The organism is Tardisphaera saccharovorans (assembly GCF_046635845.1).
Lineage (GTDB): Archaea > Thermoproteota > Thermoprotei_A > Marsarchaeales > UBA168 > UBA168.
In genome coordinates this window covers 159180-178629 of the sequence record NZ_JAQQXN010000001.1, presented here as the reverse complement: position 1 = coordinate 178629, position 19450 = coordinate 159180, and the positions used below count along the sequence as shown (strand labels likewise).

Annotated in this window: 15 protein-coding genes; 7 read left to right on the top strand and 8 right to left on the bottom strand. The window is 52.6% G+C overall.

What is annotated here, in order from left to right:
* Window positions 1–241 precede the first annotated feature (241 nt).
* The 3 genes from PRZ02_RS00945 (at window position 242) to PRZ02_RS00935 (ending at window position 3450) form a co-directional block, all read left to right on the top strand.
* Complete coding sequence (locus tag PRZ02_RS00945) at window positions 242–1057, top strand: MBL fold metallo-hydrolase (RefSeq protein WP_449463984.1); 816 nt, start codon at window positions 242–244, stop codon at window positions 1055–1057.
* Between the two features lie 334 nt (window positions 1058–1391).
* Window positions 1392–1877 carry a hypothetical protein gene (locus tag PRZ02_RS00940; protein WP_449463983.1) on the top strand — a complete coding sequence of 162 codons (486 nt, stop codon included), beginning with the start codon at window positions 1392–1394 and terminating at the stop codon, window positions 1875–1877.
* Window positions 1878–2040: 163 nt separating this feature from the next.
* A complete protein-coding gene (locus PRZ02_RS00935; protein WP_449463982.1) occupies window positions 2041–3450 on the top strand; it encodes an APC family permease in 1410 nt (469 codons plus the stop codon).
* Window positions 3451–3521: 71 nt separating this feature from the next.
* Here PRZ02_RS00935 and PRZ02_RS00930 read toward each other — a convergent pair whose 3' ends face one another.
* Window positions 3522–3773, bottom strand: a complete 252-nt coding sequence (locus PRZ02_RS00930; RefSeq protein WP_449463981.1) for a hypothetical protein — start codon at window positions 3771–3773, stop codon at window positions 3522–3524.
* 112 nt (window positions 3774–3885) lie between these two features.
* Here PRZ02_RS00930 and PRZ02_RS00925 point away from each other — a divergent pair, with 112 nt between their 5' ends.
* Window positions 3886–4545 carry a metallophosphoesterase family protein gene (locus PRZ02_RS00925; RefSeq protein ID WP_449463980.1) on the top strand — a complete coding sequence of 220 codons (660 nt, stop codon included), beginning with the start codon at window positions 3886–3888 and terminating at the stop codon, window positions 4543–4545.
* On the opposite strand, the gene PRZ02_RS00920 is transcribed toward PRZ02_RS00925, so the two are convergent.
* The 3 genes from PRZ02_RS00920 to PRZ02_RS00910 form a co-directional block, all read right to left on the bottom strand.
* A complete protein-coding gene (locus PRZ02_RS00920; protein ID WP_449463979.1) occupies window positions 4542–6272 on the bottom strand; it encodes an APC family permease in 1731 nt (576 codons plus the stop codon). The genes PRZ02_RS00925 and PRZ02_RS00920 overlap by 4 nt on opposite strands.
* Window positions 6273–6488: 216 nt before the next feature.
* Window positions 6489–6908 carry an oxidoreductase gene (locus PRZ02_RS00915; RefSeq protein WP_449463978.1) on the bottom strand — a complete coding sequence of 140 codons (420 nt, stop codon included), beginning with the start codon at window positions 6906–6908 and terminating at the stop codon, window positions 6489–6491.
* A complete protein-coding gene (locus PRZ02_RS00910; RefSeq protein WP_449463977.1) occupies window positions 6884–7300 on the bottom strand; it encodes a hypothetical protein in 417 nt (138 codons plus the stop codon). The genes PRZ02_RS00915 and PRZ02_RS00910 overlap by 25 nt, the downstream gene beginning before the upstream one ends.
* Before the next feature lie 243 nt (window positions 7301–7543).
* Here PRZ02_RS00910 and PRZ02_RS00905 point away from each other — a divergent pair, with 243 nt between their 5' ends.
* From PRZ02_RS00905 to PRZ02_RS00895, 3 genes are read left to right on the top strand one after another with little or no spacing between them, the layout of a single operon-like run.
* Window positions 7544–8902, top strand: coding sequence for an AAA family ATPase (locus PRZ02_RS00905; RefSeq protein WP_449463976.1), 1359 nt, complete (start codon window positions 7544–7546; stop codon window positions 8900–8902).
* Window positions 8868–9308 (top strand): hypothetical protein, encoded by a 441-nt coding sequence (locus PRZ02_RS00900; protein ID WP_449463975.1) that lies wholly within the window; start codon window positions 8868–8870, stop codon window positions 9306–9308. The genes PRZ02_RS00905 and PRZ02_RS00900 overlap by 35 nt, the downstream gene beginning before the upstream one ends.
* A 48-nt stretch (window positions 9309–9356) precedes the next feature.
* Window positions 9357–9722: a nucleotide pyrophosphohydrolase gene (locus tag PRZ02_RS00895; protein WP_449463974.1), complete on the top strand. Its 366-nt coding sequence runs from the start codon at window positions 9357–9359 to the stop codon at window positions 9720–9722.
* 14 nt (window positions 9723–9736) lie between these two features.
* On the opposite strand, the gene PRZ02_RS00890 is transcribed toward PRZ02_RS00895, so the two are convergent.
* The 4 genes from PRZ02_RS00890 to PRZ02_RS00875 form a co-directional block, all read right to left on the bottom strand.
* Window positions 9737–11356, bottom strand: a complete 1620-nt coding sequence (locus tag PRZ02_RS00890; protein ID WP_449463973.1) for a hypothetical protein — start codon at window positions 11354–11356, stop codon at window positions 9737–9739.
* 842 nt (window positions 11357–12198) lie between these two features.
* Window positions 12199–13254: a DUF4145 domain-containing protein gene (locus tag PRZ02_RS00885; protein WP_449463972.1), complete on the bottom strand. Its 1056-nt coding sequence runs from the start codon at window positions 13252–13254 to the stop codon at window positions 12199–12201.
* Window positions 13254–16304, bottom strand: coding sequence for a helicase-related protein (locus PRZ02_RS00880; RefSeq protein ID WP_449463971.1), 3051 nt, complete (start codon window positions 16302–16304; stop codon window positions 13254–13256). The genes PRZ02_RS00885 and PRZ02_RS00880 overlap by 1 nt, the downstream gene beginning before the upstream one ends.
* On the bottom strand, window positions 16288–19386 hold the full coding sequence (locus tag PRZ02_RS00875) for an Eco57I restriction-modification methylase domain-containing protein (RefSeq protein ID WP_449463970.1): 3099 nt from the start codon (window positions 19384–19386) through the stop codon (window positions 16288–16290). The genes PRZ02_RS00880 and PRZ02_RS00875 overlap by 17 nt, the downstream gene beginning before the upstream one ends.
* Between the last annotated feature and the right edge of the window lie 64 nt (window positions 19387–19450).

Below are 19450 nucleotides of genomic sequence, written 5' to 3'. Positions count from 1 at the left end.
TGCATCTTCAGCTTAAAAGCGTGAACCGCTTAACCTCACCGAGCGCTCCCAGTTCGACCGTTGATGGCTGCCCTTACGGGTGCGACCGCGCACGTGGTTTCACGGGCCAACTTGGCCGCATCAGCGCAAGCTTACCGTCATCGGCTACGCCGCGACCCCCTTTGAGAGAAGGCTATCCATCATCCTCACGGACTTAGCCTCTGGACCGCGTTACAGTTAAACGCGATGACGCTCCCTACGCATGGTAAGTCGTCTAACCTTGACGGTAATAAACGACAACTCACCTGCCCATGGCTTGCTCAACGACTGGGGATGGAGCCTTTTGGTAGAATCGGACAGGTGGAGGTCCCTTTTCGACGCCGGCCCAAGCCCTGAGATATTAGAGAATAACTTCAGGGCGCTGAACCTGAAACTCGAGGGGTTGAGCTTCGCCTTTCTAAGCCATCCCCATCACGATCACTACGGTGGGTTGCCGGCCGTCGCCAAGGCCAACCCCGGCATGAAGGTCTACGTGCCGGCTGGGGCCGCTCGCTGCGTCCCACAGGGATTAAAAGCGGTTGAGGTTGAGGGGATTGGGGAGGTAGCGGAGGACTTCTGGAGCACTGGAACGTTCAGGTCTTCGCCCGTTGACGAGCAGTCCGCCGTGGTCAAGCTGGGCGGGGAAAACGTGCTCCTGGTGGGATGCAGTCACCCGGGGATTGGAAGGATCGCGGAGTTCGTTGGGTCGCGCTTCGGCGACGTCTTCTTCGTCATCGGCGGCTTTCATCAACCGCCCGAGGAACAGCTGCGGAAGACCTTCTCTGCGGCGATGTACGTGGCGCCGGCTCACTGCAGCGGCGACGAGGCCAAGAGAATGGCGCGGGAGCTTGGAGGGCGCTACGTGGAGGTCAGGACGGGGACGAGCATAGCTATCGAGGAAGATGAAAAGCCAACGGTGATCCGCCCGCGAGCTTATGGGCTGACCTTGCCTTTTAGTAGGCCGCTTGCTTGGCTCCTCCAGCATATAAAGTTCATTTGTTTTTTACACGTCGTCGCCAGGTCGACAAGGCCTTGTTGACCACTCCTCAAGCATCTTGCCGCCATTTTCCGGCGTTCCCGTGTCCACGATCACGACGTCGCTTCCCGTGAAGACAAGGCACGAGTTGCCGCCAACCCGCTAGATGGGCATCCCGTAAACTGCGAAAACGCGCTCTATCACGTCAAAATCCCATTATAAGTAAGGCGCTTTAAGCTCCTTCACGAGGCGTAAAAGCCAAGCTCGAGATAGCGCGTTGGACTTCAACGAGCTTAGGGAGAAGGCCGCATGGCCCTACACGCGGAGAACGTTGCGCTGAACGACCTCCTCAACGTCAGGCGGTCGACGCGCTTTTAAAGCCACGGCGCGCAGCAGTGTGAACCAACAAATACCGGTTGACGAAACGGTTCTCTATCGGGGAGGGGGAGATGAAAAATCCAGGAAGGCCGCCAAGTGGTCACTTGTCTTGGGGATAGCGTTCTTGGTAGTGGCCAGCGTTGTTCCTAACTTCTTCGTCCTTCTGGCGTTCGGCAGCCTTGGGATCCTCCTGCTGGCGCTGGCCCTAGGCCTCTTCGTCGCGGCGCGGGGCGTCACGAGGAGCGACGCCGTCACCGTGACCGATAAGGCGCTTTACGTCAAGGGCAAGCGGATCCCGCTTGACCAGATCAGCGCGATCAACGTGAGACAGGAGTCCACGGTCAGCCCGGCGCCCGGAGGCGGTTTCATCTTTTACTCCGCGTTCGACGTGAATACCCGCGATGGCTCGAGCGTCCAGTTCAACTTCCAAAAGCCCGATCAGCTGAAGGCCGCCCTGTCGCGCGCTCGGAAAAGCCCGGGAAACGCAGGGGAACCCCTGAGGTAAAGGCTCGAGGTCAAGGCCTTCCGAGAGCCCGCAAAATCCTTAAAGAAACGAGCTTACCGTTAACCTTCGTCCGCTTTTTAAACGAGCGATTTTTCAAGGTTTTATCTCAGCTTTTCTCCTGATGAAAGCACAATATTTAAATAGATATTCGAAGGTCAACTAAATGACCGATGAGCACAGACAGCTCAAAAAGAACTCGGTCACCTTCGTGGAGCTGGTATTTCAATCCATATCCTTCACGGCCCCAGCCATCGCGGTCACCGCCACCATGACGGGTGCCGCGGCCTTCGCTTACGGGTCGCTTCCCCTCACCTACGTGCTGGCGATGCTCGGGGTCTTCAGCGCGGGATACGTGGTCTACGAGTTCTCCAGGAAGGTGGCATCGAGCGGGGGTTACTACCGCTACATAGAGCGCGGCCTAGGCTCGCGCCTTGGCGGGTTCGGCGGATGGGTTTACCTCCTCTACACGCTCCTCGGCGGAACGGCCTTCATATACTTCGAGACGGCGCTGGCGACGCAGTACGGGCTGCAGATAGTTGGGGTGAGCCTCCCCTCTTGGTCCTGGTACCCGCTTGGGTTATTCGTGGCGGTGGCCGCGTACGCGCTCGCGTACTCCGGCATAAAGAACTCGCTGAAGTACAGCGTCTACACGGGGACGGCGGAGATGATCGTGCTGCTCGTCGTGGCCTTCCTAGTTCTGGGAAAGAGCCCTCAACCCCTCAACTTCAAGGTGTTCACTCCAGCCTACTCTCCTACCGGTTGGAACGGGGTGGCGCTCGGCCTCGTCTTCTCCTTCACTTCCCTTGCGGGATGGGGATCCATGACGTTTCTCGGGGCCGAGGCAAAGGAAGCCCACCTGAACATAAGAAAGGGAACGATAGTCAGCATCGCCCTCCTGGGCTCCTTCTTCCTATTCATGAGCTACGCCATGACCATCGGATGGGGACCTTCCAACATGGGGACCTACTTCAACTACTTCCTTCCGGGGCTCATATTGGCGCTCAAGTTCGGGGGTATCGCGCTGGCCATAGTGCTGCTGGCCTTCCTCATCAACAGCGGCTTCGTCGACACGCTCGCCATAATAAACGCCTGCTCAAGGGCGATGTACACCATGGCCAAGGACGGCTTCCTGCCGGACTTCCTGTCGCTCACGCACGAGAAGTACAAGAGCCCTCACAACGCCCTGCTCTTCGAGACGCTGATCGGGCTTGCCATATTCACGGTCACGGGCTGGACCATGGGGCCTCTCAACGGTTTCCTGGTCACGGGCATATGGACCGGGGCAGGGACCATAATCGAGCACCTCCTGCTCAACACCTCGCTTCCCTTCTACTTCAGGAAGGCAAAGCAGTTCAGGCTGCAGTACGCGCTTGCCCCCCTTCTCGCAACCGCTATATACCTATTCGCCCTTTACGGGACCTTCATGTCCATAAACGCCTACGTCATGGTGGCCGCGGCCGTGCTCGCGGGTTGGCTCGTAGCCGGGGCGCTCTACTTCGGGCTGAAGAGGGTAAAGCCCATAGTGCTGGAGGAAGGCGAGGAGCTCTACCGACGCTTGAGAAAACGAACATAGCGCAGTTGAAATAGGCACGACTTTTTTTGCCCGTTGCGGCCTTGCGGTGCCCAATTTTTCGTGCGCAGACTTCAGACCGCGCTGGCCTCCTCGCCTTCCTCTTTTTCCAGAGAAAGGGCCGTGCTGTGCCTGAGAACCATGGGCCCGTCATCGTCATCCCCAATGTACCTGTGCCACGCCCTGAGAAGCGCTATACCTGTCGGGAGCCCCACCCCGCACCAGGCCATTATCTTCCCCGCGTCGATCCTGACGTCTTTTCCGGTCTGCCGCGCCTCGAGCATCGCCCTTCTCCTTATTATGTCGATATAGTCGCGGTCCTCCATAATGATATCAACGACCTAACATATATATGTGATCTTCGCACATGCCGCAGCCTTGCAGCTTTGTCAAAAAGCCAACGGCAACAGGCTTTTCTTACCCTAAGGGTAGGATCTCGTGAAGGTCTGCTTATCGTCGGATCTGCACGGGAACCTCAAGGCCGCGTCGTACCTTGTGGGGTCTGCGCAGGCCCTTGACTGCTCCCTCATCCTCATAGCTGGGGACCTGAGCTCGTGGACGGACTCAAAGAGCTACTTTCGCGTCGCGGAGGAGCTGTCGAAGTTCGAGGGGGGCGCGCTGGCTGTCCTTGGGAACAGCGACTTCCCCGAGCTTCTCGGCGTCGAGAGCCGCGGCATATCCCTGCTTCACGGCACGTGCAAGGTCGTTGGCGACGTGGCCTTCGTCGGCGTCGGCGGGGTTCCTCCAAGCCCCTATCCCTCATACTTCACGCTGAGCGAGGGGGATATAGGGAGCCTACTGGAAAGGGCAGCCGATTCGTGCGGTGCTGGGCTGCTGGTCTCCGTGACGCACGTCCCTCCCCTTGGCGTCCTCGACCTGACACGCGATGGGTCGAACGCCGGATCGAGGGCAGTTTTAGACTTCATAAGGCGCAGGGCACCGGCCCTCCACGTGGCCGGCCACATACACGAGGCAAGGGGGGTCGCGAACGTCAGCAGGACAACCGTGGTCAACCCTGGCCCGCTGGCCGTAGGAGATCCCATTTACGTGGCCGACATGTCGCGGAGCGGCGTAAAGGTATCGGCGCTCAAGCCTTAATGCCCGACGGATAAAAATGCAGATTTCACAAAAAAATCGCACCAACTTGCACATTTGCGGCCAATCCCCTGACCTCGCTCTCCCGGCGCTCGCGCTTGGGCATCGCGAGGCGCCGCCTTCCGCCCTTCACCGAACGTGGATGGCGCTCCCGATTCTCCCAGGTGGGCCTTGTAGCTCCTCTCCTTCAAACCCGAGACGAGCCCCAGAGGGTAGAAGACCGCAACCGACACGGCAGCGGTTATCGCCGTAGCCCACATGTAAGGTATGACGCGAAGGGCCCCATCAGATCCCACGTAAGTCATGAACGTCAGGAACGCTATGAGCCCCACGTACCACAGGCCCTCGCGCCATCCCTCGCGTATCCTGTACATTATCCCAAAGATGGCAGATGCCACAGCAATCAGGAGAACCGAGTAGGGCACGGCTGGCCAGCCGCTCCAGAACACTATAAGGGACGATATGCCAAAGGCCACCAAGGAAACGAACCACCCTCCCGGCACTTGGTACTTTGACATGCCCTGCTTTCTCAAAACCATCATGGCCACGGGATTCGCCAGAAATCCGATGAACCCAGCCGAAACGGTGTCATTTATGAGCGCGTAAAGTCCCGGCACCGGCGCGAACAGGAACGAGACGACCGCCCCTATGAGGCCAAAGAGTATTATCGACCAGTAAGGTACCCCGTACTTCGGGTGGATGTCCTTTACCTCCTTGTTGAGGTAGCCGGACCTGCCCATCGACAGCATTACCCTCGCGCCGCCTCCCATGTACACGAAGCCAACCATGATGGGGGCCAGGGTGAGGTAGATCAGTATCAGGTAGGCCATGAGCGGAACGTGGTATGAGCTGGCCATGGCGTAATAGGGCAACTGCAGGAGGCTGAGGAGGCCCGTCCAGTCACCGGCCGCTATGCCCAACGCGCTCCAGTTCACGTTCAAGATGAACGCAAGCGTGAAGGTGAGGTATATCACCGCCTCGCCGATAACCGTTATGAGTATGCCGTACAGTATGTACCTCTTCTCCTTGAGCTCCTCCGCGAAGTCGGCTACCCACCTTGCCCCGCCGAAAGAAAACATCACTATGGGCATGGCCCCAAAGAGGCCCGCAACCCCGTACGGCATGAATCCTCCGTAACTGGAGAAATTCTTGACGGAATCGGGGTTTTTGCTGAGCCCTACCCATATAAAGAAAACGGCCATCAGCACGTAAAGGGCTACCTTCAACCACCCAACCGCGTCACCTATGCCGGTAAACGCCCTTATGCCAAAGTAGTTTATGGGAACAAAGAGAAGTATGACCGCTACGGCCATGACGCCGCCCAGCAGGCTGAGGTTGCCGCTCGCCGTAAGAACCGACGGCATGAAGTAATGAACGACAAGCCCTATGAAAACGTATACCTCAAGGGGAGGTATGAAGAGGTACCATATGAGGTCCGACATGGAATTTATGAGGTTGGTAGCCTGCCCATGGCTGTATATGGCAAACCTTGACGGCCCTCCGGCCTCTGGAAAATCCATGGCTATGTCTATGTACGTCAGCGCTATGGTCATGTAGAGAAAGGGCGCTATGGCGTAGGCGAGAAGGCCCGCCGGGCCCGCTGTGGCCACCGCCTTCTGCGCTCCGTAAATTATGGCCCCAGCTATCGAGCCACCGATGCCAAGAGGTATGAGAGAAAGCTTCCCAATTCCCCTTCTTAATTGAGCTTTGTTCGCCCCCGTCTCAATCACCTGATCCCCTTCTCAGCCCGAAAACAGATTTCTTTTGCCTAAGCAGTTGCAAAGGATTTTCGGCACCAATCAAATAAAAGATCTCACGCATTTAGACCGTTATTCGTTGATTTTGCGCTATTAAATGTTCCGGCTTTGAAGCGGTGCTCAAGCGGTGCTCAAGCGGTGCCAGATAAGTTGGCGCCAAGACGTCTTGCATGGTGGCCTTTAGGGCAATTAACCCAAGGAGCGCAGCAGCTCGCTGATCGGCAGGATCCAACCAATGCCTTTGGGGCTGCAAGCGCGACTCATGAAAGAGCGAGACCAAAGAGCGACTTGTTTACACCGTGGGAGGTATGGGACGTGGTCACACGGGGCTGTTGAGAAGTGGCGGCGTAAGGCAGCTGGGAACGGTTCTTCTCGCCAAGAAATCCTCCGAGAGCACGCCGCCACGGAGCCATAGGCCTTTATGACGTCTGCAAGCCTCGCGAGACCAGGTATGAACTCGTCTGCGTAAATGGCAAGGTTGCCGAGCGCGAGCATTCCTCCCTCGTCCAAGTAAGCGGCCTCGAGAACTATGAGGCCGGCTCCCCCGCGAGCCCTCGCCTCAACGTAGCTTACGTACTGCTCGGTTACCTCTCCCCCTTGGGCCTGCATACCCCCATAACCATTGGAGGCATCACTATTCTGTTCGGTACGACCTTCTTGCCTATCTTTAAGGGTTCAAAAAGGACCTCAGTTGCTTCCGTGTTCACCTTGATCCCTTTTACTGTTGGCCGCATATATGTATCTTCATATGTGTTTTTTTGTAATTTGGGGAGAGGAAAACGAGCTGAAAGCCCGCTACCAACACTTAAAGCCCCTCGCCGTCCTAGGTTATGGCAGACGGGGCGCACGGCCCTCCCCTTTTCCACCATCGAGAACACGTATCCAAGGATCCGCTCAATCGCCCCTAATGTGGGAAAGTACGCGACCTCCCTAGATAAGCAGCCAAGCTTCCAGTACCTCGCGTTGAACTTGGCTCCAAGCTCAGGGCTTTCTCCCGCCACCTCAAGATGCCGGGCAGTAATCGATCAGAGCTAACTATCGTAGGCTTAGATAGGGGCCTATGAGAGAGGCTCGGTCATCTCTAAGCATGAAATAAGCCTGGGCATCGCAGAGCTCAACGAAGCCTAGATTCTCCACCTCTTAAACTGCACTTCATGCAAGAATGTACGCAGTTAGCTCGTCTCTATGTCAAGTGGCCTAAATACCGAAAGGCATCCTTAAAAAAAGCGTAACAGGGATTTTATATGCCCGTCGCTTACGATAAGATAACCATCAAAAACTTCAAGAGCATAAAAGACGTATCCGTGGAGCTGGGAAAGCTCAACGTGCTTATAGGCCCAAACGGAAGTGGGAAAACCAACTTTCTGGAAGCCGTGCTCCTGGCTCGCACGATCGTAAGGCCGCCAAGCCGGCCTCCCTACCCCTTTGCGGCTTGGTGGGGTTACCAGAACCTCGTCTTCGGTCACGACGTCAACAACAACGTGGAATTTTGCGTCGAGGGAAAAGCTGGAGATAACGTACCTTTCACGTATGCCTTTGTCATAAACGGCGCCGGCGACAGCGTAAACTTCGTGCAGGAAAGCCTAAGGGTAGGAGATGAGCTGAACTTCGAGAGGAGCGGTCCGCTTCTTACTATAGATAACGGGAAGGCAAACGGTGCACAGAAGCGGGCGCGGCCTGACATCGCGGAACGTTACATACTACAAATAAAGGATAACAGGTACTCCATTTTCTCACTTATAGCGCAGTCATTAACCGAGTCTTATGGCAGATACCAGGACCGCTTCCTCGCATTCTATCAAAACCTTCTGGAATCCAGACCGCACGTCATCCTTGCTGGGCGGCCCGATGACCTATCAGCGTTTGACCTGCTGCTGCAATTTTTCTTAAACGATGTATGGTTCCTTTCATATGACCCCAGCCTTGCTAAGGCCCCGCTTCCCCCCTCAAGCATGCTTGGCGTCCACGGGGAGGGCATAGCGTCCTCGTTGTACTCCAGTTACGGAGCGACCATGCCCAAGGGATACCTTAATGACTTTTTGGAGGAGTATAAGCTTTCGATCAGCTATAACCTTGGGCCAAACCAGACCGTTTCGCTGAGGTTAGGGGAAGGCGGCCTGCAGTTCGATATCCCTGGCGTTCCTGACGGCTACCTTAAGATGATCACTATCCTTCACATGCTGGACCAAAAACCGTCCATTCTGTTCATAGACGAAATTGAGAACTCGCTGCACCTAAAACTCATCGAGCTTGCCATAAGCGCCTTCAGGTCATTCCCAGGTAAGGTCGTGCTGACCACCCACTCGCCGATGGTGGTTGACCTTGTAGATCCCTCAGAGCTCATCTTATTCGAGAAAAGTGGGCTCTCGACCGTAGCGAAAAGGATCGCAAACCCGGAAGGCCTCAAGAAAAGGCTTGCCGAAGACGGGCTTGCGCTTTCCGAGTCCTGGCTTTACGGTGACCTTGAGGAGGGTCTACAACGAGGGTACGGTGAAGACCGTGCCGAGCGTTTGCCTGCTCTGCGAGGACACGCATGGCCCCAAGTTCTTCAAAAAGGTAGTCGAGGAATTGAAAGGACGCAGGATGCTTCCGAAGTCCATTAACGTCACGGAAAGAAAACACACAACCGGCATGATCAATCTCTACGACCCTAAGGTGAAGAGGATAATAAAGGCGATGCTTTCCAGTAATAACTGCGATAAGATCATCGTGTTATTCGATGCCGATGGCAATGGTGCGGAGAAAATGGAAAAGGAGTTTTGCGAAAATCAGTGTCCTAAGGGCAGCGAGGACACCGCAAAGATATTCGTTGTGGCCTTCGAAACAGAAGTAGAGGAGTGGATAACCACATCAATTGGAAAACGCGAAGAGAAGCCAAGCGTCTACCTTCGGAATCATGAAGAGTACGAGAAGAGAGAGCTGCCATCTCAGGTTGAAAGGCTGAACTTTGAGGCGCTGAAAGGCCTAAGGAGCTTCAAGCGCTTCGTGGAGGCGCTCAAGGACCCATAGCACCCTCGGGCGGCTACCAACACTTAAAGCCCCTCGCCTTCCTACGTCATGGCAGACGCGGAGGCAACTGTGAGGCAGCTCAAGGAAGTCGTCAAGAACTTCTGCGACGAGAGGGAGTGGGGGAAATTCCACACGCCGAAGGAGCTGGCAATCGGCATGGTAACGGAGTCCTCGGAGCTCCTCCAGCTTTTCAGGTTCAAGAGCGATGAAGAGGCGAGGGCCATGCTCGCGGATCCCCGCAGGCGCGAGGAAGTGGGCGACGAGCTCGCCGACTCCCTCTACTTCCTGCTAAGGTTCGCGGACGTGGCGGGTTTCGACCTCTCAGAGTGCCTTTCCTCGAAGCTGAAGAAGGACGCGGAGAGGTACCCGGCTGAAAAGGTGAAAGGATCGAACAGGAGGTACGATGAGGGATGACGAGGGATGAGGCTCTACGACGGCACCCTAGATGACTTCAAGGAGGACGTCCTAAACAACAGGATAGCGGACTCGCGGTTCTTCGCTCCTATTACACCTGCTACATCACAAGGTCGATAAGAGGAATTTACTTGATGCCTCAGCACTAACGCAAAAGCCATTTCATAGCACTCACGGGCTTCGTCTCCTCTTATCTCATAATCATTATGGATCATTTTGTTTCTTATGCTTTTTAACTCCATCAGTTTACCGTAATCTCCTTCGTCAAGGCCACCAATTACATTCATTACCTCTATGATTATCTCCATACTACGCCGCTTAAGCCGATCTATCGCCTCCTTTGAACTTGAGCGCTTTAATTGTTCTTCAAGATTCTCCTTTATTATTCTCTCTATTATGCGCCAGCTAATGATAAATGCCTCTTCATATTCCGCGTAGCGGAGATGGGTATGCGCTTTTGCAAGGGAAGCGATATAATCACTTGCGTCCGGTCTACTGGAAAGCGAATTTGCTTTTTCAATTATTCTGCTCAAGTCATCAACGCTCAGTTTCTTTGACGTTTCCAGAGCATCGCTAGAAACGGAAAAGAACTCCTCTTGAGCCAGCTGGAGGCGGGGCAAACTAGCGGGAAACGTTATGCTATCAACCATTGCTTTGGGGTTGATTTCTGAGCCACAGAAGGAAAAGGAAGCCTCCCCTAGATCGCTTTCCCTGACTGCGTCGAATTCATGATTTAAAAGAAGAGCCGCGCCGAATATCTCATTCATTTTTTGAATCGCCTCTCCGCGTTCTTTTGCCTCTATTAGCATAAGACCTTGTTGACCGAAAGCGACGACCTTGCTTTTATAACGAAAGGAAAACATAGGCCTTGGAGGAACGAAAACACCCCAGATCATTGTCATCAGATCCATCTTCGGCAAGTCCCCTATCCACACAGGAGGGTAAATGAACGTCCCATAACCCTTTATACTTGTGAGAAGGGGACCAGTCTGGAGGTTTTGCGCTGCAGTACTAACCTGTGCCGCATTATTCTGCGAACTTTTCTTAGCCGCTTCCACTTCCCAGTCAAGAATCCTATACTCAGGATCTATCTCTTCTAAATGGCCATCGACATACCAGACCCAACCCTTTGTTTGTCCTCTAGGAAAGGGCCAATGCGAATAGACCTGAATTCCTGGATATGGCGTCGGGTGTTGCTTTATAAACACAAGACTTTGCAGTTGCTTGATGATCGAGGCAAATTGCCTTCTTATAAAATCTGCCAAGGTTTCATGAGGCATTGGTACAGCAACTCCCTTATTTATAGAGGCCGTAGGGAAAAGGGCAGGCACATCTAACTTAATTGCAAAACGCTGATCAGATAAAGCGCTTTCAACTGTGGGAATAAGCTCATCCAAAGGCACATCTTCGCGTATTAATAACTCTAAGTCGCTCCGGTTGCTGTCCTTAAAGAAGTAGATATATTGTTTTCTCGGCCAGCGCAGCGATATAGCAAATACCTGGCAGGGAGAGTCTAACTCGCCCAATCCGTAAGGAAGCTTATGAATTATTTCCTGAGGAGTACTAGCGTATGCCTCCCTTGCGCGCGTAATTACTACTTTCAGCCAAGATTCTAAACTTGGCCTAGGCTCCATATGATACGGGATACTCATACTTTAAGCCTATTCAACACACAAACCTCACGCGTACGGGAATCCATAAAGCAAAGATTCAGGTGCGAACATGGGCCATTAATTGAAAGGATCCTAAGTAGCGAAAAATGATCCTCTTTCCTAAAACATAGGCTATACAATTAGGTAAGCCTCAAGTTATATCGCTCAGAGGTGGCGTTTGCACTGCTTTTTTGGTCAGGCTTCATCATGTGTTTGCTATAATAGCCCAGCATCGTAGGTAATCCCTCTGATCGCGGCCTTCGCCAAGGAGCTTTATTATATTTCCATCGCAATGCCCTCGACGAACTCCCCCGTTTATAAGCAGGAGGTGCAAGCATTTTTATTACGAGACACATTTTCATCCTTGTGCTTATCGTAAACCAGCGAGTTGTACTCACTTTTCTGGTTTTTCCTTGAACCATCGGCATTGTGTATAGCTGTGCTTTATCCTCTTATCTGCACGTAAGCATTATTACTTAGTTAATTCCTTGTATCGACGTTCATCGCCATAGCAAGAATTATGTACCCAGTTCAAGCCTAACAACACAGTTTCTCAATAACTTCTAATCGCGACCTGACCTATCACGCTCAAAAACGACCTTGGTTCTTCAGCCATTGATGCATCAACGCTTTAGTTAATTGCCAAATATAATTCAATAGCTATCGCTGCTAAGTTATTCTTCGCTAATTAAATTCCCGCAGACTTATTCAATAAAGTGTTCACTTAAAATAAGTTTGGTGTTTGCCGCTTTAGGCATGCCTCTTGCCCCTCCAGTGGAAATTCTGGGAGCCTTGCGACCACTGAAAAACAACTCCTTTGGATCTTACGGGATCGCCATGCGTAAATGTACGAGGTAGGCGCGAAGGCCGGATATTGCATCGACAAACCGCCGAGGGAAAAGTAGTTCTACGTAAAGTAGCGATTCAGCGCATCGGGGCGCATCGCTCAATAAGGGTGAAGAGGCAAGCATTTTTATCAATACTAGCGCCGCCTGCACCTCTTCACGGGTTACTTGATTTAACCCATCATCCTGAGGATGCGCGCCCCAATTGCCCAGGAAGCGAATCCCATGAGCAATATTTTTCATATATTCGTTCAACAGCTTCTTATCAAATGCTTCATCTATTTGATCAGATAGCGGACGGGTTTTACCAGAATCCGTACGGCTACTGATACCTTTTTCTATTAGGACTTTTTGCAGGAATCTCCTAATCATAACGGCTGAAGCTTTATAACAACCGTCATAGTAGCATTTTACGGCCTCCAAATAATCCTCTCTAGTATCGGGCGGGATCCACGAGGGAAGCAATATAGACTGCGTCAAGATGGGAAACAAAGATGGACCGACCGCGTCCAACCATCCTTTATTAGCTTCAAAGCTGAATATAGGGTTGTGATCTATTGTCTTTTGCCCCAGTTGGCCGGCGTTCCAAAGAGCCGAAAAACTTAACTCTAAAAACAGCGTTATGCTTTTGCTTTTCTCAGCTGCGTCGCGGATCTCCAGATATGATTGCAGCGATATAGGCAAAACAACTTCAAAATCCTCTTTCTCACCACTGCGTATTAGCGTGTCCCTGCTATATTTGTTATCGATTAAGAAAACGTTATTAACTAGCTTTGTAACCGATTGTGATTTTTGCCCCTCTTCGACTTTATATGTGTACCATATAAAACCAGTTATTGGATACCATACCTCAATGGAAGAAATACCACCCGATTGGACCGCCGCATTACGATTCTGCAGTGCCCTCAGCCCAACGGTAACATCGAAGATAATTAGTCCCGGATTATATCCTGTGATCCTTGCAAACATGAAAAGCTCGTTATTATTACCATAAGAAATTTCTTCCGAAGTTAGTGGGAAAACCGCTTGAGCCATCATAAGCTCACCTCCGGCTCGTGCCTGAACCAGCACCAGCAGACCCTGGTAAGCTTGTGCTCGTGGCTTGTCTCAGTATCTTTACCAACGCGAGAAACGTCATCGGTAAGCAGCTCCCTAGCTTTTTCCATGAGGTCGCCGCGAGCGATTGCGTCACGCAGGGCTTTAACCAATGCCATTTCATCAGATCTACTTCTGAAACGGGCGGCAAGTTTTTCTCCCTCATCACCAAGCTTGCTCAGAGCATCAAACACTTCCCTGGCGCCCTTGTCAGCGCTGAGCGGGCCCAGCTTTGTCCTCCGGCTGTCCTCTTCCCGCTTGAACTCCGCAAGAAGCTCTTCGCGCACCTCCCTCATCCTATTTACCAGCACGTCATAATCTATGTCCTCGCCCTTGCTTTCTGAATCCCCCGAAAGCAGCATCTGAAGTATGGTCGAGCTCGAAGTCACGGCCTCACCTTTGCCGTCAAAGTACTTCAGCCGCCAGTAGTGGTTTACTGCTCCGCTTCCCTCTTTGTCTTCGAAGAATACGAAGAGCGCGTCCCTATCGCTTTTCTTGAATGCCCCTATTCCATTGGGAAGGCCTTCGAGCCAGTCCAACCCTTTTTCATCCATTATCTTAGCTAGGGTGTCCATGGGATCGCTGGTGAATTGGTCCAGCCTCCTGGCTATGTCCTCCAACACCCCTTCCTTCCCGGTTGCAAGCTCTTCCTGTACGAGAAAGTCCTTCGGACCAGCCTCCTCTCCAAGAGTTGAAGCATCAAGCCCAACGGTGTTCCTGATGGCATCGAGACGCATGTAAAGCCTTTGCATTAACCTAAGGAAGTGCTCAAGCGTGGTGGGGTCTTCCACGTCACCGTTTTTCGGCATCACGTTTATGACGTAGACGCGGTCATAAGAAGAACCAAGCCTGTCGACCCTCCCTACCCTCTGTATGAGAACGACTGGGTTCCAAGGGAAATCGTAATTGACCACGTATTGCGCGTTTTGCAGGTTCTGCCCCTCGCTGAGCACGTCCGTGCTCACCAGGATTCCTCCGTGCTCCCTAAAGTCCCTGATTGTGGCAACCTTCTCGTCAGACCCATGACTACCCGTTACGAGGTAAGCTTTCTTCCCGAAGCTCTCGGCAAATTCCCTCAGCCTATCCCTCAAGTACCTAGCGGTGGTCTCATATTCGCTGAATATTAAGACGCCATTATTTTCCTTTAACTGACCTATTAGCTCCCTGAGTCTGCTTTCCAGGGCCTCATACTTCGAGTCGTTGTTCGGCAACAACGAAAGCAACCTGTTCATGGTTTTGACATCTTCTTGGCAATCGAAAATAAAGCGAGAGGCCTCTTTCTCATCCAGCTTGGGTAATTTCAGCCCTTGTTTCTGCACCTCTTCCGGTGTTGGCAGCTCCTCCTCAAAAGAGAATAGCGGATCTTCCCTCAAAGTTGGAGGTATGAAGAAGCCCTTCCTCGCGTACGGTATGGCCAAGTTTTCTACGTAGTCCCTCAGAGAGGAGATCGTGCTCTCAAACGCCTTCAAGCTGCTCTCCAGCCTTTTGAACACGTTTATCTTGACTATGGTTTTCACCAATTGCTCGAGCTGCTTTCTTTCCTTCTCTTGCGCGTACTTCTCTACCGGGGTCCCGTCGGGGAGCTTGAAGACCCGCCCAAATTTCTCAATAGAAAGATCGTAAAAGGACATATGCATTGAGTCCAGAAGCTCTGAGATGGCTTGACAGTCGACGTCAAGGGGGTACTTATCCCTTGGATCGTTATCCAAAACCCTCATGGGGAACCTTATCTTGGGGCTGAACATCTTGGCAGTTAGCCTTGACATCCTAACCATGAACCTTTGTAACACCTCATCCATTTCCACCGGCTCTCCGCGGAGCCACTCCTTCTGCTTCTCCGTGAAGTATCCCCTCAACTGTTGCCCCAAGTCGGAAATGGCGTCCTCGCTAAGGTAGAGCGAAAACAGTGAGTACAGGTCCATGAGGCTGGTGTTAACGGGCGTCGCAGTCAAAAGCACGACTTGCGCCTTATTTCTAAGTATCAGATCGCGAAGCGCCTTGTATCTACGGGTGGAGGGATGCCTGAAGTAGTGGGCTTCATCCACTATGATGAAATCCCTATCGCGGTATTTTGAGATCGAATCTGGGCTTTGGGATAGCTGCTCGCTGGACACCATCTCGAGCTTTACCTGCATCTTTTCCATCTCCTCCTCCCAAGTTGTTTGTATGACGCTCTTTGGGCCTATGAGGAGAGGCTTCTTTCCCTCGTTAACGGCCTCCCAGGCAAGCTTCAACGCCACCCTCGTCTTGCCGAGGCCAGTCGCGTCAGCTATGAGCACGCCTCCGTATTGGTCAAGTATGCGCTTGGCGTTAGAAACACTTAGCCTTTGGTGAGGGTGCAAGTACTGCAAGGCAGACCTATCTTTCACCGCTTCCAGCTGGGGCTTGTACTGCTCATACAGGGCCTTTGCCGCCACCTCGTACGCGCTCCTCGTGGTGACGTAGTTCTTCAGAAACGAGAGGAAGGTACCCTTGTAGTCCTGCGACTCCTGCCAGGAAGAGAGGAACCAGTTGGCCAGGTCTTGAACCACCTCGCGATCTGTGTTCAGCATGTTTAGCTCCCTGTTGCTCACAAGCCCTCCATAGGTGAAGTTGCTGGAACCAACCACGCCGAAGCCTCCCTTCACATTTTTCAGGCTTGGGATCGCGCCTATGTAAGCCTTGCCGTGGAAAAACTTACCCTCTATCATGCGGATTTGCCTCCTTTCATCTTCGAAGAAGTTCACCGCATCTTTGAGGAGCTTGAAGTACTCCGCGTCATCCTCTCCTCTCTCCAAATCCTCAATAAGCTGATCCTCCCACCTCACGGTCTCAGTGGGCTCCCTGCCAAGAAGGAACAGGAGCGGCTTATCGGCAAGCCCCTTCCTTATGGCCCCGAAGCCGCTGACGTCAAAGTAGGCGGATGCGATGGCAACCTCTTCGACCCTGGACATTTCCTCGTTTAGCACGGAGCCAAGGCGCGTTCCCTTGTTATCAATTATCTTGGTCATCTTTTATCTCCTCCTTACTATTGCTCTGATCTTTTGAAGAGCGAAGCGGCCTATCTGCCTTCACGAGCCTATCCTCTACTGCCCCTACGAGCGCTTTGTGAAGATCATCAACGAGTTCTTCGGCGCGCTCAAAACCTATCGCCTTGAGCACGGCCAAGTCTAGCCTTCTCCTGTCATCACGTTTCAGCTCTTCGTAGTACGGCAAGGGTACCCTGTTCATGAGCTCCTTTGGGTCAAAGCCGATATTAATGAAGCTCAGCTCGGGAACGGGCATTTGCTCGTAATCTTCTACCTTTATTTCGGAAGCCGCCCCACCTAGTCTCCTGCAAAAGAGCTCGACCGTAAGCAAAAAGACCGAAGAGTTCAAGTAAAGCCAGAGCGTTTCTTCGGAGAGCCCCTTGGGCTTCACCGTGTACATTGTGTTATCGCACAACGCGGGCTCCCTGGAGATCGGGGCATAAAGCCTCTCCATCCAGAACATTGGAAGGAAAACCCTCGACGGTTCAAGCTCATTCAGGGCGTACCATGGCCTCCTGCTTTTGAGCGTCGGCCTCGTCGGAAGGCCCATCTTTTCGCCGTGTTCTATGTACTTCTTGGTCATGTTTCCGGGGTCCTTGGTGTAGAGGCAAAGGGTCCTGAAGTTAGAAATCAAGTAGCCGTTTACTTCCTTTGGGCTTCTGAGTAGGGGTCTCACATCCTTGCGATCGATCACGAACCTTTCGTTGCCTTCGTTTTCTACGTAGATCAGCCCCTGCTCCTTCAGCTCTTTTGAAGTCTTCGCGGGAACGCCCTCGAACCTCCCAGGGGCAGACGACCTATCGGCCTCAAACTGTTCGCTGACATCCTTCATGTAGAAGAACTCGTTAGCGCCAGTTTTGATTCCGAATTTTATATTTGCAAATTCTTCAAGCTTATGCTTGAACTTTGGTAAAAACTTTTCAGCGAAAAACGAGGCCCCTGGTTTTAGGAAGAACCACTTACCTGGCTGCAGGTCTCTTCTGTTAACTTCTACGTAATGAATAACCCTTTCCTCTCCGTACCTCTCAAGGTAAGCGAAGAGCACCTTTTTATCTAAGCCCTCGTTTTCCAGACCCTTCTTCAAAACGCTCACAGCGGTGTTTACATCAGCACCAAAGCTTCTTTCCCTCTGGCCGTAAACTGCGACCAAGTTGTCCTTTATTTTTCTCTGTAGCGTTAGGCCGTAGTTATCCTCCATCCACTTATCTGACGTTATGAGTGAAACTACTCCTTTCTCGGAAAGCAGGTCCAACGCCCTCGCGAAGAAGTACGCATAAAGATCGGATTTTTTATCCAGCCTGTAGGCCTCGACGTAATACCTTTTTTTCAGCGGATCGATCCCCTCCTGGCGCACGTACGGCGGGTTCATGACGACGATGTCGGCCTTGGAGGCCATGAAGGCCTCTATAGAGTTTGGGTCGATGCCTGTCTCGCGGCGCAGCTTTTCCCCTAGGTCCCGGAGCGCCTCCTTCAGGGCCTGCTTCTTTTTGGCGTCGTGTTCCTTGACGTATTTCACGTGAGCGTTTTCCCACTCCTCCCTGAGAGCCGTCGCAAGAGGTGTGTATCTATCTAGGCTCGTAGGCCCATTAGAAAGCAATAGAGAGTCGTTCACCTTCACCAAGTTCACGTCAAGGTTGGGCAGTGGCTCGGGTTCTTTTTGGTCTATAACCAGCGAGAGCCATAGCCTCAGCCGAGCAATTTCCACCGCCTCCGCCTCAATGTCAAAGCCGAACAGATTGGGCAAGATCTGCTTTTTATAGTCCTCTGGATCTGTCCTCCAGCCCACCGTTTCGTCTGCCTGCTCTAGCAGGTCCACCATCTCGTTCATCATCATAAGCAAGAACCCTCCGGAGCCCACGGCCGGGTCTAGTACCTTTATGCTGAGCACCTTTTCCCTCAGGTCTCTTACCTCCTTTTCGCTCTTCCTTTGCCTTAGCCCCTCCAAGTAATCCTTGATACCATCAACGAAAATGAATCTTTCCCCTCTTTTTTCTATCCTATCGGGGAAACCAAGGTAATTGGCAAGAGCCCTGCGGCATATGAAGGACATCTCGCTGGGAGGTGTGTAAAAGGTGCCTTTATTGCCCCTGTCCTCCTCTGGAAGCATGTTTTCGAAAACGGTACCTATTAACGCGGGATCTATGCCGACCTCCACGTCCAGGGGTGATGATTCATCCACGGTGAAGTTGTAGCGGTTGAAGAACTCGCGGGCCTTTTTAAAAATCCCGTTCATGGGCTTAGAGAGCTGGCTTTCCACTTCCTCGCTCATATAGGACTCCTTTTCGAATAGAGAGCCGTTCAGAAATGGTATGCCGTTGTGTCTCCCCTTGCTTAGGTAATCGTAGAAGAGCTCGTTGAGCTCGCGGTAGTCAGCGACACGGTCTATGTATTTTTTATCGCCAGCCAGCCATCCCTTCTTCTGCAAGAAGTAGAGGAACATGAGCCTGCCCAAGAACCTCTGCGCGTAAGAGGGGGCCTCGCCGTTAAGTGATTCGCGGACCGCCCCCTCAACTTCCTCGAAGAGGCCTCTGTAACCCTCGAAGAACTCATCCCTTACCCTTTGGTAGGGCAGAAACTCTCCGTCGTACTTCTTTCTAAATTGCTCCTCATCACTCACGTAAGATATCGTGCGGAGTACCTCAGCGTCAGTGTGGTACAGTCTGTCAGAGAGCTGCAGGATCCTCGCCTCTCCCATCGCCTGGGTGCCTGGCCCTGGTACGATCACCAGGTAGCTGACGAGGCCGTCAGTAAATATTAGGAAAGGCCTTATCATTCTAGCCTTCTTCCAGTCGCGAGCCACCTGTGCGGCGACGCGCCTTGTAGGACGGGAACGCATCTCTATTATAGCACCCTCCACATAATCGCTCTTTAAAAACCTCTTCACAGAATTGATAATCACATCAGATTTGATCGCTCCTTGGCGGCGCAGGGTAGCTAAGTCCAGTTCTTCCAGCTTCGCCTCGTACCCCAGCTCGCTCAGAGTTCTTTGCCAGAAGGCTAGGCCGAATTGGGTTTCCTTACCTATTAGTTCGTTGAGGAAAGAACTGGATACTACAGAACCCATACGAAGCTTCCTGCCTAGAATTTAAACCTTAAATACGTCTCCTTGGTCAATTGGCAGAAGGCCT

Bases quoted from the DNA above. Each gene is read 5' to 3' on its own strand.
- PRZ02_RS00945 (WP_449463984.1), top strand. From the start codon at position 242: ATGGTAAGTCGTCTAACCTTGACGGTAATAAACGACAACTCACCTGCC.
- PRZ02_RS00935 (WP_449463982.1), top strand. From the start codon at position 2,041: ATGACCGATGAGCACAGACAGCTCAAAAAGAACTCGGTCACCTTCGTG.
- PRZ02_RS00930 (WP_449463981.1), bottom strand. From the start codon at position 3,773: ATGGAGGACCGCGACTATATCGACATAATAAGGAGAAGGGCGATGCTC.
- PRZ02_RS00915 (WP_449463978.1), bottom strand. From the start codon at position 6,908: ATGCAGGCCCAAGGGGGAGAGGTAACCGAGCAGTACGTAAGCTACGTT.
- PRZ02_RS00905 (WP_449463976.1), top strand. From the start codon at position 7,544: ATGCCCGTCGCTTACGATAAGATAACCATCAAAAACTTCAAGAGCATA.
- PRZ02_RS00895 (WP_449463974.1), top strand. From the start codon at position 9,357: ATGGCAGACGCGGAGGCAACTGTGAGGCAGCTCAAGGAAGTCGTCAAG.
- PRZ02_RS00890 (WP_449463973.1), bottom strand. From the start codon at position 11,356: ATGGAGCCTAGGCCAAGTTTAGAATCTTGGCTGAAAGTAGTAATTACG.
- PRZ02_RS00885 (WP_449463972.1), bottom strand. From the start codon at position 13,254: ATGGCTCAAGCGGTTTTCCCACTAACTTCGGAAGAAATTTCTTATGGT.
- PRZ02_RS00880 (WP_449463971.1), bottom strand. From the start codon at position 16,304: ATGACCAAGATAATTGATAACAAGGGAACGCGCCTTGGCTCCGTGCTA.
- PRZ02_RS00875 (WP_449463970.1), bottom strand. From the start codon at position 19,386: ATGGGTTCTGTAGTATCCAGTTCTTTCCTCAACGAACTAATAGGTAAG.